We start from the raw sequence: 18601 nt of genomic DNA on the forward strand, positions 1-18601 counted from the left end.
TAGCTGGTTTTGGTGTGGGATAATTTTCAATGCGACATTCATCAAGTATAAGTAAACAGTTCATTTAAGCGCTGTGTTTTTACGCACATTTAAACAACAATTAAATGTAATTCAACTTTAGTGTGGTATGATTTAGTGCGTTATAAACATAGGTTGAGAAAATAGAGGAAGAAAAGGAAGAGGAGATGAAGTATGACACTCAAAACCAAATTATGGATGATTTTTACAATGTTGCTTGGCGGGTTCTTTGGAATTTTGAATGAAACCTTACTTGCGACAGCGTTACCAAGTATTATGAAAGATTTTAATATTGAATATACACAAGTTCAGTGGCTGACAACAGGATTCTTACTGACAAACGGTATTGTGATTCCATTGTCAGCGATGGTAATTCAGCGCTTTAGTACACGACAAGTGTTCCTGACATCCATTTTAATCTTTTTAGCAGGTACACTGGTTGCGGGCTTTAGTCCGAACTTCACTGTATTATTAATTGCGCGTATTATACAAGCACTAGGTTCAGGTATTATGATGCCGTTAATGATGACAACGATTTTAGATGTCTTTGAACCTCAAGAACGTGGTAAATATATGGGGATTTTCGGTTTAGTGATTGGCTTAGCACCGGCCATTGGTCCAACGTTATCAGGATATATAGTTGAGTATTCACACTGGCGTTCATTATTCCACGTAGTAACACCGATTGCGGCAATCACATTCCTAATGAGTTTGAAACTTATTAAGAACGTAGGTACGACAAGTAAAGTACCGATTGATATTTTATCTATTGCCTTATCTGTTGTAGGGTTTGGCGGATTATTATATGGAACAAGTTCTATCGCACGTGACGGTTGGGATGACCCGGTTGTTCTAACAACGATTATTGGCGGCATTGTGTTAGTGGTACTCTTTATCATCAGACAATTACGTTTAGAGACACCGTTGCTGGATTTCAGAGTGTTTAAACAAGGTCAATTTGCGGTCGGCATTGTTATTATGGCCTTTACAATGATTGCGATGATTGGTTCTGAAACGGTATTACCGATCTTTATTCAAAATATTATGGGCAAACCTGCTTTAGAATCTGGCTTAGCGTTATTACCAGGTGCGATTGTGATGGGGATTATGTCTGTAGTATCAGGTATCCTTTATGAGAAATTCGGCGCTAAAATTTTAGCCTTTATCGGTATGGGTATCGTGGTTGTGACGACAACTTATTTCGTCTTTATGGACGCTAAAACATCGTTAGTAATGTTAACAACAGTGTATGCGATTCGTATGATCGGTATTGCGTTAGGTTTAATGCCTTTAATGACACATACGATGAACGAATTACCGCAGAAAATGAATGCGCATGGTTCTTCTATGACGAACACTATGCAACAAATTTCAGCTTCTATCGGTACAGCGATTCTCTTTACAATTATGAGTCACTTCGCGAAAATCTTTAAACCAGATATGGCAGATTATCAAGGACTTAAACCAGAAGTGATGCAAGCGCAAATTGCACAAGATGCGATGTTGAACGGTTATCACGCAGCATTCTGGTTCACAGTAATTATTGCGGTTATCGCATTCTTAAGTGTGTTCTTATTAAAAAGCCAAAAGAAAGTGAAACATCCTAAAACTCAAGAATCAAATACAACTGCATAATACAAAGTCACTAAATAAAAATCAGCATCTCCGCTATGGAAGTGCTGATTTTTTCTGTTCTAAAATTCTTTTAAAGCAGCTGAATAACATGGTCATGATAGTGTGGGTAACAGGTGTACAATTGAATGTTCTTTAACACATGATTACGTATTTTTGATAAACTAGTAGAAATACCATTTTTTAAACAAAGGGGATGTTTATACATGGCAAATTTACAAAATGTGGAACCAGAAGCATTAAGACAAATGATACGTAATAAAGAAGTAACGGGACATACAAGTGGAATGGCTAAGGGGTACATTCAAGCGAATGTGGTTATTCTACCTTCAAAATATGCTTATGATTTCTTGAAATTCTGTTTTAAAAATCCAAAAACGTGTCCGCTATTAGATGTATCTGAAGTAGGAGAAGTTAATTTTTCAAAATAAGGTAAAAATGCGGATATCACGACAGAAGTCGGGGCTTATCGTGTATATGAAAACGGTGAATTAATAGAAACACCGTCTGATATCAAGCATCGATTTAATGACGATATGGTCAGCTTTTTAATTGGATGTAGTTTTACGTTTGAACATGCATTGTTAGAGGCGGGTATTCCATTACGTCATCTTGAAGAAGGACATAACGTACCGATGTATATTACAAATATACCGGCTGAACCTGCGGGTCGTTTTGACGGCAATATTACTGTAAGTATGCGTCCGATGACTATGAAAGATGCGATTCGTGCGACTGAGATTACGACACACTTTAAAAATGTTCACGGCACGCCTATCCATATCGGAGACCCTTCAGCAATCGGTATCAAAGATTTAAATCAAACAGACTTTGGGGAGCCGGTACACATAAAAGAAAATGAAGTCCCGGTCTTTTGGGGATGTGGTGTGACACCGCAATCTGTAGCTTTAGACGCTAAGCCTGAATTGATCATTACACATGCGCCTGGACATATGTTTATTACAGATGTTAAGGATAGTGAACTAAGTGATTGAGGTGTGATTTTTGCACACTAAACGTTAACTTCATTTAAAAAAGACGTGATATAAATAATTAAATCTAATAGAGGAGGCAACGCTGATGGTTAAACGTGTTTCAATAAATACAAAAGTTTTGAACGCCTATATCAATGAATCTAGCGTCCTTCTCTCTGCAATTCAAAAGAAAGTTGAAAAGATAGAAAACATCATGCGCGGAGAGGTACAACCAACTTTTAACCAACTCGTTACAATTGCAAAAACAATTCACGTTCCAGCAGGTTTATTAGTGCTAAATGAAAAAATAAACCTTCCAAAAGAGAAGTTAGAATTTCGGGTAATCAGCTCTAATGATATAGGGGCTAAAAGTGAAGAACTTAAAGCAACCATTCAAGAGATAAAATGAAAAAATATATTCTTGACTCCAATATTTATATTAACTTTTATGACCGCTATTATAAGTATGATTATTTTCCAAGCTTTTGGAAAAATTTACCTTCAATCCTAAATAAACAAGTGATTATTCCTAATATTGTTTTAAAAGAAAACTATCAAGATCCTTGGTTTAAAAAGTGGCTAACTAACAATTATAGTTGTGAAACTTTAAATCATAGTGATTACTTTGACGAGTGGCAATTCATTTTAACGCATATACAAGAGAGTGACTTTTATAAAAATGACGCAATTTCTGGAATGGGAAAAGGATGGGGAGATGTAAGTATTGCCGACCCTTGGTTAATCGCAATCGCTAAAAGAGAAGGCTATACTATAGTGACTAACGAAAATAGAAATGTTAACTTATCCACTTCTCGACCTAGTAAAGCATCAAAAATTCCATATATATGTGATGACTTGAATATTGAATGTATCGATATGAATCAATTTTTTAAAGAAATTAGTTTGAGTATATAAATTACCTTGGCGAAAGTCAGGGTTTTTTTATGCCTGCATTAACACTCACTTCATGCTTCCCTCATAGTAATTTTTAAAATAATAGAATTATTTTACGATATAAAAGTGATTATACAAATTGTGACATTTTAGGTTTAACATTATAGATTATGTTTGTCACAAATGACATGTAAGCGTTTACTATAAAAGGATGACAAATTACTAAAATATTCTGATTATGTTTAAAAATAGAATTATTTATAAAACGTCTAATAATTAGTTTGCCTTTATTGTATATAAGTGTTAAATTAAATGTGAAAATATTCACAAGGAGAGATGAACATGGAAATCGGTATCATTAAAGAACTTAAACCAGGTGAAGGACGTGTGGCTTGCACCCCAGAAAATGTGAAGAAACTTGTATTAGATGGACACCGTGTCCTTGTTGAACATAATGCAGGTGCAGGCTCTGGATTTGATGACACACAATATGAGAAAGCAGGCGGCTTTATTGTGAATCATGAAGAAGCATGGCAAGCGAATTTGATTGTCAAAGTAAAAGAACCGGATGCGAAAGAATTCCAATTCTTCAAACCAGGACAAGTCATCTGGGGCTTCCAACATTTAGCATCATCTAAAGAAACCGTAGAGGCAATGCAAGAAGCGGGTGTTACCGCAATCGGAGGCGAAACGATTGTGAAAGATGGACAAGCACCCTTACTTGCGCCGATGAGTGCCATTGCAGGACGTCGTTCTATGTTGATGGGTGCTTATTATTTAGAAAAGCAACATCAAGGTGAAGGTATATTAATTTCAGGTATTGATGCGATTGACGGTATTCCTTCTGGTAAAGTCGTTATCTTCGGCGGCGGATCAGCTGCGGTCAATGCGGCTACAATTGGCCTAGGTTTACAAGCATCAGTTTCAATTATCGAATTAAATGATGACCGTATCTCATGGCTTAAAGATCACTTCAAAGGTCAAGACGTTACAGTTATTAAATCTAATGAAGAAAACCTCGCAAAAGAAATTAAGACAGCGGATGTCTTTATTTCAACAATTCTTATCCCCGGTTCTAAACCACCAAAACTCGTTACACGTAACATGATTCAATCTATGAAAGAAGGTTCAGTCGTTGTAGATATTGCGATTGATCAAGGCGGTACAGTTGAAGGTATCCGTCCAACTACGATTGACAATCCAGTTTATGTTGAAGACGGTGTTGTCTTCTATGCAGTACCAAACCAACCCGGTGCTGTACCACGTACTTCTACTATGGCACTTGCTTTAGGCAATATCGAATACTTACAAGAAATCAGCAATAAAGGCATCGAACAAGCGATTAAAGATAATCCTGTACTTGCGACAGGTGTCAATATTTATAAAGGTCATGTGACGAATGAAGGACTTGCACAATCTCATGACTTATCCTACGAGGAGTTAAACAAATTAATGAATTAAGCGAAATAATTACCCTATATAAAGAGAAATGGAGAGAGCGAAATGACAGTAAACAGTACAGTAATGCAAACGGAGAAATATTGTAATATTCAAGACATTAAAGAAGCGAAAATGATGATTCGTGATTACGTGCGTAAAACACCGCTAATCCAATCCATGTTCTTAAGTAATGATATCACTGGCGGAGATGTTTATTTGAAATTAGAAAACATGCAGTTTACGGGTTCATTCAAATATCGTGGTGCCTTGAATAAAATTTTACATCTGACAGAAGAACAAAAAGAAAAAGGTATCATTACTGCGTCAGCTGGGAACCATGCACAAGGACTTGCGCTGACCGGTAAGTTATTAGGTATTAAAGCGACTGTGATTATGCCAGAAGAAGCACCTATCGCTAAACAAGAAGCTACCAGAGGTTATGGTGCAGAAGTCATATTGAAAGGAGAGACATTCAATGATTCTCGCCTCTATATGGAACAGCTTGCGAAAGAAACGGGCAAAAAGATTGTTCATCCTTACGATGACAATGAAGTAATGGCTGGACAAGGTACAATCGGACTTGAAATTTTAGACAGTATTTGGAACGTCAACACGGTGATTGTACCTGTTGGTGGTGGCGGTTTGATTTCAGGTGTTGCGACCGCATTAAAATCATTCAACCCGTCTATCCATGTCATTGGTGTACAAGCAGAGAATGTGCATGGTATGGCAGAATCTGTGAAACAAGGTAAGATTACATCACAATTTACTGCACATACCATTGCGGACGGTACAGAAGTCGCAATTCCAGGTGAAAAAACGTATGAAGTCGCAGATAAATTAGTTGATGAATTTATCTTAGTGACTGAAGATGAGATTTCTAATGCGATGCGTCACTTAATGCAACGCGCAAAAATTATCACAGAAGGAGCCGGTGCGTTACCGACAGCAGCAATTCTAAGCGGTAAAATTGACCCGAAATGGTTGAAAAACAAAACAACAGTCGCACTCGTGTCTGGTGGAAACGTCGATTTAACACGCGTGTCACATATTATTGATACATTACTCGAACCTGCCGATACTAGTGAAGGTGTAGTAGGTTAACCGAAATAAGACAGAACGGAGGTAAACCTGATGAGTAGTGATAAAGCCTTAAAGAAAAATATAGGTTTCTTTGCTGCACTTTCTCTCGTTATGGGTTCGGTAATCGGTGCTGGCGTCTTCTTCAAAGTTTCCAGTGTCACTGAAGTGACCGGCTCAACGAGTATGGCAATGTTAGTTTGGTTCCTTGGAGGTCTCATTACCATTTGTGCAGGTTTGACAGGTGCTGAGTTAGCAGCTGCCATTCCTGAAACAGGTGGTCTGACAAAATATATCGAATATACGTATGGCAACTTCTGGGGATTCTTATCTGGATGGGCACAAGGGTTCATCTATTTTCCCGCAAACGTAGCCGCACTGGCGATTATATTCGGTACGCAAATTATCAACTTGTTTCATCTTAACATTATTTATTTAGTGCCTATCGCTGTTATGAGTGCGTTAACATTGTTGTTAATCAACTTATTAGGATCAAAGGCAGGCGGATTACTCCAATCTATTACGTTGGTAATTAAATTAATCCCAATTGCGATGATTGTATTATTCGGCTTCTTCCAAAGCAGCGAAGTATCATTCTCTTTATTCCCAGTGGTGAATGGTACAAGTTCTGGTTGGTTTGAAGCGATTGGAAGCGGCTTGCTTGCGACAATGTTCGCATACGATGGATGGATTCATGTCGGTAATATTGCCGGGGAAATGAAAAATCCTAAGAAAGATTTACCTGGCGCGATTGCTTTAGGTATTGGCTTGATTATGGTTGTGTATTTATTAATCAACGCAACGTTCTTAATGACCTTGCCGATTGAACATATCGTAGGTAACTTAAATGCCGCAAGTGATGCTTCATCTATTCTATTCGGCGCAAGCGGCGGCAAGATTATCACTATCGGTATTTTGATTTCTGTGTACGGTACCATGAACGGTTATACGATGACAGGCATGAGGATTCCTTATGCGATGGCACAAATCGATCAATTACCATTTAAACGCGCATTCTTAAGCTTAACGCCATCAGATACACCTTGGTTAGGCGGTGTCATTCAATTGGTTATCGCTACAATAATGATGTTGTTAGGTGCGTTTGATACGATTACGAACATGTTGATTTTCGTTATTTGGACATTCTATTGTATGGCTTTCCTAGCGGTCATACTTTTACGTAAACGAGAACCTGAATTACAACGACCTTACCGTGTGCCGTTGTACCCAGTGATTCCAATCATTGCCTTAGCGGCAGGTATATTCGTATTAATTAACACATTAATTACACAACCTGTACTGGCAATCATCGGGATTGTCGTGACCTTAGCAGGAATTCCAATTTATTATTATAAGAAAGCACAAGTAAAGTCATAAGTTAGTATTCTAAAATTCATTCACCCTCTATATTTATACCTTTCAAATTAAAGAAGGAAGTCTTTCATGGTCAGCGTCATGAAGTGACTTCCTTTTTGTTTCTATCACTAAAAAAGGATTTTGAACTAATAGTAAAACATACCGTGTTAAACATGTGAATACGATTGTAAATTTTTATAAATTTTGTATTAAAATTATCTTCAAAAACAAAAAGTGTTTTGTTTAAAATGAAACGGGAAACTCATAATTAGGACTTAATATATAGGAGGTTATTTGTGTGGCTAAAAACAAAAAGCAAGAACAATTAGACCAATTCAGAAAAAGTCATGAAGGCGAGCCGATGACGACGAATAATGGAACGAAAGTCAGTGAAGATGAATTAACACTCACAGCAGGTGAAAGAGGACCGAGTCTATTAGAAGATTTCCATTTCCGTGAGAAAATTATGCATTTTGACCATGAACGAATTCCTGAACGTGTCGTTCACGCACGTGGTTTTGGTGCACATGGTGAATTCCAAGTTTATGAAGATTTATCTGAGTATACTTCAGCAGACTTCCTCACAAACCCTGACAAAGTGACACCTGTCTTTGTACGTATTTCAACGGTACAAGGTTCAAAAGGTTCACCAGATACAGTCAGAGACGTACGTGGCTTTGCGACGAAATTCTATACAGATGAAGGTATCTTTGACTTAGTCGGTAACGATATTCCTGTATTCTTTATTCAAGACGCAATCAAATTCCCGGATTTAATTCATGCAGTTAAACCTGAACCCGATACAGAAACACCACAAGGTGGTACAGCACACGATACATTCTGGGACTTCTTCGCAGAAAATCCAGAAACTTCACATACTGCAGTATGGGCAATGAGTGACCGTGGTATTCCTAAGAATATTAGACAAATCGAAGGCTTCGGTGTACATACGTACCGTTTAGTCAATGCACAAGGCGAAGCATTCTTCGTGAAATTCCATTGGAGACCAGTTCACGGATTAGAATCTCTTGTATGGGATGAAGCGCAAATCTTACAAGGTAAAGATATCGATTTCCACCGTAAAGATTTACATGAATCAATTGAAAAAGGTGACTATCCAGCTTGGGAACTTGGTTTGCAAATCTTAAGAGAAGACCAAGAATTCGACTTTGATTTCGACTTATTAGATCCGACAAAAATTTGGCCAGAAGATGAAGTGCCAGTTAAAGTCGTTGGTAAAATGACATTGAACCGAAATGTAGATAATGTCTTTGATGAAATCGAACAAGTCGCATTCCACCCAGGTCATGTCGTACCAGGTATCGACTTCTCAAATGACCCATTACTACAAGGACGTCTATTCTCTTACACAGATACACAAATCTCACGTTTAGGCGGACCAAACTTCAACCAAATTCCAATCAACCGTCCTGTGAATAAAGCACGTAACAACCAACGTGACGCGATGCATCAAATGAACATTCATGAAGGTCAAACGTCTTATCATAAGAATGCTTTAGAAGGCAACTGCCCATTCACAAGTTCAAAAGCAGAAGGCGGTTATGTACACTATCCTGAAAAAGTAGAAGGACACAAAATCCGTAAACGCAGTGACAGTTTCAAAGATTACTATTCACAAGCGAAACTATATCTGAACAGCTTAACAAAACCTGAATTTGACCATACAGTGGATGGCTTCTCATTTGAAATCGGTAAATGTAAAAGCATGGATGTGCGTCAACGTGCAGTGAATCAATTAAATAAAATTGATCGTGAATTAGCTGAACGTGTCGCAGACAATGTGGGTGTACAAGTACCAGAAGAAAATGAAGAAGTAAAATCAGATAAGAAAGACAGTCAATTGACTATGGAAAAATATGACCGTCCATTACCAGGTCACTCAGTGGCAGTATTAGTGAACGGTGATATTGACGCAGAAACATTGAAAAATTATGCGAAAACATTCGCAGAGCATGGTTTAAACTATGCGTTTGTCGGCAAGCAACAAAAAGACTTGTCTGATGATATCTCAATCAATGAAACGTATGATACAGCGCATGCGACATTATTCGACAGCTTAGTCATCTTGTCAGATGGCAATGGTTTAATTCCAGATGCTGAAGAGTTTGCGGCGTTATCTTATAAGCATAAGAAACCAATTATCTTTAATGAAGCGGCTTCTAAAGACTTACAAGATGGTAAAGTGAAATTAGATGCGCCTGGTATCTTTGTATCAGATGATCCACAAACAATTGTGAAAGCATTTGATCAAGTACGTTATTGGGATAGAGCATAGTATTCAATATTTAAAGCCTTGGCTACGTGCCAGGGCTTTTTTTATACATATTTATAAGTTGTTATTTTAGAAAATTGTATTCACTAAACTTTCATATTTTAGTAATTTTGACTTACCAAATTGTGACGCAATCGTGATAAACTGGACTATGTTATCTTTTTCACAATATAGAGATACTAAAGTGAGGAGTTAAAATGTTTCTATTTATCACAGAAATTATTATCATGATTCTGGCCATACTGATGGGGTTACGGCAGGCAGGTGCGCTGGGTTGCGGTATCTTCGCAATTGTGGCACAGCTGATCATGATTTTTATCTTTGGTCTGCCGCCAGGTTCAGCACCTGTTACAGCGGTATTGATTATTTTATCCATTGGGATTGCGGGTGGAACCTTACAAGCTACAGGTGGTATTGATTACTTAGTTTACCTTGCTTCTAAAGTGATTGAACGTTATCCGAAATCTATCATCTTTATCGCACCCATGATTGTCTTTATCTTTGTCTTCGGTATCGGGACAACAAATATTGCTTTATCACTAGAACCTATTATCGCTAAAACTGCGACACGTGCAGGGATTCAACCGAAACGTCCATTAACAGCATCTGTGTTAACGGCTAACTTAGCATTATTATGTAGTCCAGCAGCTTCTGCGACGGCTTATATTATTGCGACATTGGCAGTGACAGGTGTCACGATGGGCAAATACCTATCTATCGTTATGCCGACAGCGATTATTAGTATGTTAGCACTGAGTGTTTATTGTACAGTAGTCGGAAGAAGTCGTAAGATGAATCCTAGCCAATTTGCGACAGATATTATGGAAGATATTGAAGCACAGCCGCTACAAACGAAATTTTCGCCTCGTGTGAAATTAGGTGTTTTGGTCTTTTTATTAGGGGTCGGGTTAATTTTAATGTTCGGTATTTTCTCAGATTTAGTACCGACATTTAAAGTCAATGGAGAAACAGTTAAACTTGAAACGACTGAAATTGTGCAGCTCTTTATGTATATGAGTGCCGCAATCAACTTAGTCTTAGTTAAATTAAATACGAGAGATATTTTGGATAGTCATATTACACAATCTGCGATTGGGGCATTATTCGCAGTACTTGGACCTGGTTGGCTTGGTGCGACGATTTTCACTGCCCCTGGCAATAAAAAAATTATGACAGAACAAATCGGCGGTGTGATTCAACAAGTGCCTTGGCTTGTGATTATATTAGTCTCACTCGTTACGATTGTGGTGATTTCACAATCAGCGACAGCATCTATTATGTTGCCGATTCTAATGAGTATGGGTGTGCCGCCGATGTACTTTATTGCGATGGCGCAAACTTTAAATGTTAACTTCGTCATTCCAGCACAACCAACATTATTATTTGCGGTAGATTTAGATGAAACGAAACAAACGAAACCAACCAGCTTTATATTACCTGGCTTCTTTGCGATTACAGTTTCTGTGATTGTCGGATTTAGTATTAAAGCATTGCTTGGTTATTAATTCATAAAAGAAACGTCCTCCAATTTGAGTATTTTTCAAAGTGGAGGACGTTTTTGTATCATTTATTTCCATAAATTCATAACCGCATAACTGCGCATTGGACGCCAAGCTTCAGCGAGAGCTAACCGGCCTTTTGAAGTTTCGACTTCTTCTGACTCAGGATATAAAGCTTTCATAGCTTTGATGATACCAATGTCAGATTCTAAGAAAGCATCGGGATATCCTAAAGCACGCATACCAATCGCATGTGCAGTCCAAGGGCCGATCCCCTTGATAGCTAATAAGCGTTTCATTTCAGCTTCAATTTGAGTCATGATTTCTGTATCTATCTGTTTATCTTTCCATATTGGGTAAGGTTTGAGCTGAATTTCTCCATTAACTAATGCACGAGCAATGGCTTCAATGGTTGAAGCACGTCTGCCTGTAATACCAAGTGGTCCTAAAACATCGCTGATACCTTTACCGCCTTCTAGACTATTAGCTTTACCTGCCGCAATGAGTGTCTCTGCAGGTGGGAAGAAAGCAGATAAACCAGGTAAATCTAAGACAAAGGGAGTTCCTAAGGCATGAACTAAACGACCGGCTAGCGTCGTCGCAGCTTGTACCGTAATTTGTTGTCCTAATACTGTACGTACACTGACCTCAAAACCATCAAAGCCACCTGGCATTCTGGTACTTGAATCCATCCATGAAGCCTTCAATACTTCTCTTGATGCTTGTGGAGGATAATCTAAATCGAAGAGATGACGTATGCGTGTAATGATTTGAGATAACACAGGATAGAGGCTCGCACTGAATGTGAGTGCTAAAGCATTTTGTTCATCATCTTGTGTAACCGCAATCCAACCTTTAAATGTATGTGATTCAGATCGAAGTAGTGCTGTACGGTAATACGTATCATCACATACAGACTCCACACCTGGAATTGACCGTCGATCTAAGAATTGAAGTAGTGTTTCAAATGCATAGGGTGGTTGGTAATAAAAGTGAAGGTGTAAGGTTTGATGATACCAACTGTCATCGACTTCTGTCAGGTTATATTCTGGTAATTGATAATAGAAATGTGTGAGTGTAGTCAATTTTAGCCGCATAATCATTCTCCTAAATAACGTATTATTCTTCTATACCCATATACACAAGTGAATTAAAGGTGTTTTGTTTCATCAATAAATGCGTGATGAAATCAATTTTCGCTAGATTTTAAATAGAAACAGGAATTTCATTGCCAACTATCAACGATTTCGTTAAGCTAGAATAGTGATGATAGTTTATTATTTTTACTCATGAAATGTATAAAATAATTATAACTGTTGATTTATGATGAAGGGATGACGATAAAATTGATGAAACGCGTGCTGACTATAGCTGCAGCGAGTACTTTGATCCTTACAGCATGCGGTAATAATGATTCAACTTCAAAGAATGACAACAAGTCCGCAGAACATCAACAATCAGAGAAGCATAACGATAATAAAAATAAAATTAAATACCCTAAAGAAGGGGTTAAAGGAATTTATGTGACACCTGGGACCCTTCAAGGTGAACGTTTTGATGAATTAATCAAAATGATTAACGATACAGATTTGAACGCTATGGTGATTGATGTTAAAGACGATACAGGTAATATTACCATGGACTTGAATTCAGATAATAAACTGATTCAAAAGAATACAACTGAAATGGTCAACCTTAAAAAATTAATGAAGACGTTAGAGAAGAACAATGTCTATCCGATTGCCAGAGTTGTAACGTTTAAAGATGCACGTGCAGCGGAAGCTCACCCAGATTGGTCATTTAAAGAAAAGAATGGCGAAGTTTGGGAAAGTGATGGCGGTGATAAATTCTTAAATCCATTCAAAAAAGAAGTCAGAGATTATAATATTGATGTCGCAAAAGCAGCAGCAAAGGCTGGATTTAGAGAAGTACAATTCGACTATGTACGCTTCCCAGAAGGCTTTGAAAATATGGACAAAGATTTAGTATATTCTAATGGTAAATATAAAGGCGATGATATGGATAATACACAACAACGTGTTGATAGTATTACGCAGTTCTTAAAATCAGCACGTAAAGAAATTCATCCTTTAGATGCGCAAATTTCTGCAGACGTCTTTGGTTACTCTGCGACAGTAGAAGAAGCACCGGGTATTGGTCAAAGTTTCCCTAAAATTGCGGAGAATGTAGATGTGATTTCTTCTATGATATATCCATCACATTGGAGCCCTGGTGACTTTGGGATTGAGCATCCTGACTTAGAACCTTATAACACAGTAGACAAGTACTTAGAGAAAGAATCAGATGTATTGAAGAAAGCAGACCATAAACCGAAAACACGTCCTTGGCTGCAAGATTTCACTGCAAGTTATTTAGGCGCAGGGAATTATAAGAATTATGATGCAGAAGCGGTGTCTGATCAAATTCAAGCATTACGTGACCACGGTATCAATGAGTTCTTACTTTGGGATGCTTCAAATGAATATACTCAAGGTGTGAACTATTCACCGGAAAAGAGTGAAAAAGCTAAAGAAAAAGAAAATGAAGATAAGCAAGAGAAAGAAGATAATCAAGACAAAAAAGATCATCAATAAAATTAAAGAACTGGACTTTCTTTTAATGGAAGGTTCAGTTCTTTTTATGCTAATTTAAGAAACTGATGATGAATATTTCTTATACATAAAATTAATAACTATGAGATGTGCGTAGAAAAGTCATATAGATTATTTCGAGATAGTATACACGAATTAAAGAGAAATTTTAAGAACATATTAATTTGTGATACAAAATATTGTCAAAAATTGAGGCTGAAAATGGATTAATTAGAAATTTGAGTGAAATTAGATGTGCAAACACGAACAAACTCACTAAAAATTAAGTTTTGCTATACTAAATGGTAAAAAACTTTGCTATAATGAGTCGAATGTGAGAGAAAAACAAACATTTTGAAACATTATTATTTTATGTACAAAAGTACTAAACGGAGGACATCATGAAAAAATCAGGCAACAAGCGTTTAGACTTCTTACCGAATATTCATAATAAATATTCAATTCGTAAGTTTACAGTCGGTACAGCTTCTATTTTACTTGGAACTACTTTATTGTTCGGCGCAAGCCGTGACGCAGAAGCAGCAGAAACTGATGCACAACAAGCAGAGGAACCTGCCGAACACGGAGCAGATCAAGCAGCTCCAGCTGAGGCACCTGTTGTAAACCAAGAAACTCAAACGCAACAAACAACACCAGAAGTTTCAACAGCACAGCCAGCAAACGAATCAAATCAAGCAGCTGCAACATCAGAAGCAAAACCTTCCGATAATACAGCACAAGTAGCACCTACAAATAAAGAAGGTGTTCAAGCAGAAAAAGTAGAAAAAGCTGAGGCAACTTCACAAACTGAATCGACGCCTAAAGCTGACACAACGACAAAAGAAACAGCACCATCTAATGAAGTAAAAACTACAGAAACAGCACAAGTAAACACTGTTCCTGAAAGTACAGTAGATTACTCAAGCTTAAACGATGGCGCAAAAGCACCTGTTGAATTTGTAGAACAATATTTACACTCATCAGATAAAGAAGGATTAGTCCGTAATCTATTATCTGAAACATATAAGGCACAAGATGTAAACGGCATCTTAAGTAAGTTAAATGTTGATTATAATGCAGTATCAGCAGAAGATTTATTCCAAGATATCCTACGTGCAGGCATTGAGTATGCCAATGAACAAACATCTAAATATACAGTGTATGCGGTGCGTGCAGCAGCGGATGATCCTAATGCACCGACTGAAGGTGAAATTTCAGCACCTACAACAAGTCGTGTGGGTGATACTAATACATCTTCAAATATAGATATTCCAGTAAACGCTTCAGCACCTGAAGCAATCGGTGCACTTAAAGCAAGTGCTTCAATTGATCCAGAAAGAGGAATCATCATCACTGGTTACGGTAAAACGTTTATGGGACAAAAACCGGCGCATTATATTGTTACAGCTAAACCAGACAGAGTTAACAATAAAATGGACTTTGAGATTAAATATTATGCGGCAGCTGATACAGGACAAACTCACTCTATTGATTTAGGTGGATTTAGATTTGGTGATGCTTTCCAATTACCAACAGACGGAGAAGGCATTCCAGCAATCGTAGAGATGGTCGGTACTACTGAAGGAAAACCTTCAAATTCAGTGTTAAAAGAAGGTCTAGCTAAACCTGGTTATCCGGAAGGTTATGCATTAAATGGCCGTCCTTTTATTACTGATGCAGCAATTAAAAATAACGGGTATGCGGATGTTAAATTCAGCTTGCCAGTTAAAAACTGGAACGGGAATTTAAGTGTAGATGGATTTGTAATGATGTTTCCAAATGGAAGTAACTATAGTTCAACACCGGATCCATATTCAACAGCCAACTATTTCAATGAAAAAATGGAAATTGTTTTAGATGGTAATGTTGATTTCAATATCAGACAAGAGGATCAAAAAATCCAAGAAGCGATTCCTTTTACTAAAGAATATAGAACATCAACAAAAATTCCTGCTGGTACACAACGTGTAGCAAGACAAGGTGTTAATGGTGTTAAAGAAATTACTAGCACAAATTGGTACTACAAAAATGTTCAATTAGGTAATACTGTTAAAACTGAAACAAAAATTAAAGATGAAATTCCTGAAATAATTGAATTAGGCGTGGCTGCACCTGCAGATGCAGCTAATAGTTTTATTTTACCACCTGTTGTAGATCCGAAATTATCTGGAGAGACTGTTGTCACAGGTGAAACAATGCCTTATGCTCCTGTAACAATTACAGTAGGGCTTACGACTTATCAAACAACAGCAGACGCACAAGGTAAATTCACTCAAACGTTAGCTACACCATTAAAACAAGGTGAAGTTATTTCAGCAATTACTGCTAAGGATGGAAATACAAGTTTACCAGGCAAAACAATTGTGCCGAGAGATGGTAATACACCAGAACTTGCCTATTCTAGCTTGAAAACAGAACAAAATGGTAAACCAGGTACTTTAGTAACAATCACTAATAAAGCAACTGGTGAAAAACTTGGTGAATTCTTTGTGGCAGATGGTACTTCTGTAACTGTTAAGTATACTCAAAGATTACCAAACGGTGATACTAAAGTTACCTTTAGTGATAATAACTCAGTATCTGTTCCAAAGGGAGACCCAGGTGATAGAGGTCCAGTAGGTCCGATGGGTGATTCAATCACTGTTAAAAGCCAAACGAAATTACCAAATGGTGACACTCTAGTTACATTTACTGACGGTAAAACAGTCACAATCCCAAAAGGAGATAAAGGTGATTCAATTAGAGTAGTTGCAACTCCTGAATCTGATCTTGGTACTACTATAGAGTTTTCAGATGGCAGTTCAATTTTTATCCCTAAAGGTGAAAAAGGCGAAGCTGGTAGAGATGGAAGACCTGGAACATCAATCACTGTAGTTTCAATTGATGATTTACCGAATGGTGATAAACAAGTAACATTTTCAGACGGTAATACAGTTGAAATCCCTAAAGGAGATAAAGGTGACACAGGCGCTCAAGGAGCAAAAGGCGATAAAGGTGAAACAGGCACAACAGGAGCCGCAGGTAAAGACGCCACACCATTAACAGTGACTGGTGAAACAAAAGATGGTCAAGGTAATACTGTCGTTAACTTTAGTGATGGTTCGCATGTAACGATTTCTAAAGGGGACAAAGGTGATACAGGTGCAACAGGAGCCGCAGGTAAAGACGCTGCACCATTAACAGTAACTTCATCTGAAAAAGATGGTCAAGGTAATACATTAGTTCACTTTAGTGATGGCTCTACAATTACTGTAGATAAAGGTGACCGTGGTGAAACAGGAGCTCAAGGTGCTAAAGGAGATCCGGGTAAAGACGGTACATCTATTGGAATCGATAAAATCGAAACATTAGCTGACGGTACAACAAAAGTAACCTTTACTGATGGAAAATCATTCGAAATTCCTAAAGGTCAAGATGGTACTTCAGTTACAATTACTGAAACTAAAACACTTCCTAATGGAAATAAAGAAGTAACATTCTCAGACGGTAAGAAACTTGAAATTCCTAAAGGAGATAAAGGGGACACAGGCGCAACAGGTGCCGCAGGTAAAGATGCTGCACCATTAACAGTGACTGGTGAAACTAAAGATGCACAAGGCAATACAATTGTGAACTTCAGTGATGGTTCTCACGCAACAATCTCTAAAGGGGACAAAGGTGATACTGGGGCACAAGGTGCAACTGGTGAAACAGGTGCTAAAGGCGAAAAAGGTGATTCAATTTCAATCACAAGTATCACACCACAAGCCAATGGTGATACAAAAGTAGTCTTCTCAGACGGTAAAGAATTAACAATTCCTAAGGGTGCGAAAGGTGACAAGGGTGATACAGGCGCAGCAGGTGCGGATGCTAAACCTCTTACAGTTACAGAAACAACAAAAGACCCTGAAGGTAATACAGTGATCCATTTCAGCGACGGTCAAACAGCAACTGTTTCTAAAGGAGATAAAGGTGACGCAGGGGTAGCTGGTAAAGACGCCGCACCATTAACAGTCACAAAAACTGATAAAGATGCAGCTGGAAATACTGTTGTACACTTTAGTGATGGTTCACAAGCCGTTATTTCTAAAGGAGACAAAGGTGATACGGGTGCACAAGGTGCGACTGGTGAAACAGGTGCTACCGGAGCTACTGGTGAGAAAGGTGAAAAAGGTGATTCAATTTCAATCACAAGTATCACACCACAAGCCAATGGTGATACAAAAGTAGTCTTCTCAGATGGTAAAGAATTAACAATTCCAAAAGGTGCGAAAGGTGACACAGGTGCAGCCGGCGCAGACGCTAAACCACTTACAGTAACTAGCACAACTAAAGATGCTGATGGTAATACAGTCATCCACTTCAGTGATGGTCAAACAGCGACTGTTTCTAAAGGGGACAAAGGTGAAACTGGTGCCACTGGTGAAAAAGGTGCAGATGGTACTTCAGTTACTATCACAAACACTGAAACAACACCAACTGGAGATACAAAAGTTACATTCAGTGATGGACATGTTATCACAATACCAAAAGGTAAAGATGGTCAATCTGTAACTGTAGAAAGTTCTGCTCCGGATAAAGACGGCAACACAGTTGTACACTTTAGTGATGGCAGCAACGTTACTATTCCTAAAGGAGATAAAGGTGATGCAGGTGCAGCTGGTAAAGATGCAGCGCCATTAACAGTCACAAAAACTGATAAAGATGCAGCTGGCAATACAGTCGTTCATTTCAGTGACGGTTCACAAGCAGTCATCTCTAAAGGAGATAAAGGCGATACAGGCGCAACTGGTGCTACTGGTGAAAAAGGCGAATCTGTTTCAATTAAGAGTATCGAACCACAAG

The 18601-nt window shown here is 38.0% G+C and carries 11 protein-coding genes and 1 pseudogene; 11 read left to right on the plus strand and 1 reads right to left on the minus strand.

All coding sequences use genetic code 11. The features are described 5' to 3' along the window. Nucleotides 1-192: 192 nt before the first annotated feature. From HMPREF2846_RS12600 to HMPREF2846_RS12640, 9 genes and pseudogenes are all read left to right on the plus strand, one after another. Complete coding sequence (locus HMPREF2846_RS12600; protein WP_070626770.1) at nucleotides 193-1653, plus strand: MDR family MFS transporter; 1461 nt, start codon at nucleotides 193-195, stop codon at nucleotides 1651-1653. A 203-nt stretch (nucleotides 1654-1856) separates the two neighbouring features. Further along, nucleotides 1857-2645: pseudogene (locus HMPREF2846_RS12605) on the plus strand (putative hydro-lyase). A gap of 85 nt (nucleotides 2646-2730) precedes the next feature. Next, on the plus strand, nucleotides 2731-3033 hold the full coding sequence (locus tag HMPREF2846_RS12610) for a hypothetical protein (protein ID WP_070626771.1): 303 nt from the start codon (nucleotides 2731-2733) through the stop codon (nucleotides 3031-3033). Further along, nucleotides 3030-3539 carry a DUF4411 family protein gene (locus HMPREF2846_RS12615; RefSeq protein WP_070626772.1) on the plus strand — a complete coding sequence of 170 codons (510 nt, stop codon included), beginning with the start codon at nucleotides 3030-3032 and terminating at the stop codon, nucleotides 3537-3539. Before HMPREF2846_RS12610 ends, HMPREF2846_RS12615 begins: the two co-directional genes overlap by 4 nt. A gap of 321 nt (nucleotides 3540-3860) precedes the next feature. Then, complete coding sequence (gene ald, locus HMPREF2846_RS12620; RefSeq protein WP_070626773.1) at nucleotides 3861-4979, plus strand: alanine dehydrogenase; 1119 nt, start codon at nucleotides 3861-3863, stop codon at nucleotides 4977-4979. A 42-nt stretch (nucleotides 4980-5021) separates the two neighbouring features. Further along, nucleotides 5022-6062: a bifunctional threonine ammonia-lyase/L-serine ammonia-lyase TdcB gene (gene tdcB, locus HMPREF2846_RS12625; RefSeq protein ID WP_070626774.1), complete on the plus strand. Its 1041-nt coding sequence runs from the start codon at nucleotides 5022-5024 to the stop codon at nucleotides 6060-6062. A gap of 30 nt (nucleotides 6063-6092) precedes the next feature. Next, on the plus strand, nucleotides 6093-7415 hold the full coding sequence (locus HMPREF2846_RS12630) for an APC family permease (RefSeq protein ID WP_002480045.1): 1323 nt from the start codon (nucleotides 6093-6095) through the stop codon (nucleotides 7413-7415). A gap of 340 nt (nucleotides 7416-7755) precedes the next feature. Continuing rightward, the gene (locus HMPREF2846_RS12635) at nucleotides 7756-9690 is read left to right on the plus strand and encodes a catalase (protein WP_070626779.1); all 1935 of its coding nucleotides are present in this window, start codon (nucleotides 7756-7758) and stop codon (nucleotides 9688-9690) included. A 242-nt stretch (nucleotides 9691-9932) separates the two neighbouring features. Continuing rightward, nucleotides 9933-11192, plus strand: coding sequence for an anaerobic C4-dicarboxylate transporter family protein (locus HMPREF2846_RS12640; RefSeq protein ID WP_371099762.1), 1260 nt, complete (start codon nucleotides 9933-9935; stop codon nucleotides 11190-11192). A gap of 62 nt (nucleotides 11193-11254) precedes the next feature. Here HMPREF2846_RS12640 and HMPREF2846_RS12645 read toward each other — a convergent pair whose 3' ends face one another. Next, nucleotides 11255-12283 carry a DNA-3-methyladenine glycosylase family protein gene (locus tag HMPREF2846_RS12645; protein ID WP_070626776.1) on the minus strand — a complete coding sequence of 343 codons (1029 nt, stop codon included), beginning with the start codon at nucleotides 12281-12283 and terminating at the stop codon, nucleotides 11255-11257. 237 nt (nucleotides 12284-12520) lie between these two features. Between HMPREF2846_RS12645 and HMPREF2846_RS12650 the strand changes: the two genes are divergently transcribed. Beyond that, nucleotides 12521-13780, plus strand: coding sequence for a putative glycoside hydrolase (locus HMPREF2846_RS12650; RefSeq protein ID WP_371099761.1), 1260 nt, complete (start codon nucleotides 12521-12523; stop codon nucleotides 13778-13780). Nucleotides 13781-14178: 398 nt separating this feature from the next. Further along, nucleotides 14179-18601 (plus strand): YSIRK-type signal peptide-containing protein (locus tag HMPREF2846_RS12655; RefSeq protein WP_141751891.1); only part of this gene is annotated, 4423 nt, incomplete at its 3' end.

This window comes from Staphylococcus sp. HMSC056G08, assembly GCF_001812305.1.
In the GTDB taxonomy this organism is placed as follows: domain Bacteria; phylum Bacillota; class Bacilli; order Staphylococcales; family Staphylococcaceae; genus Staphylococcus; species Staphylococcus simulans.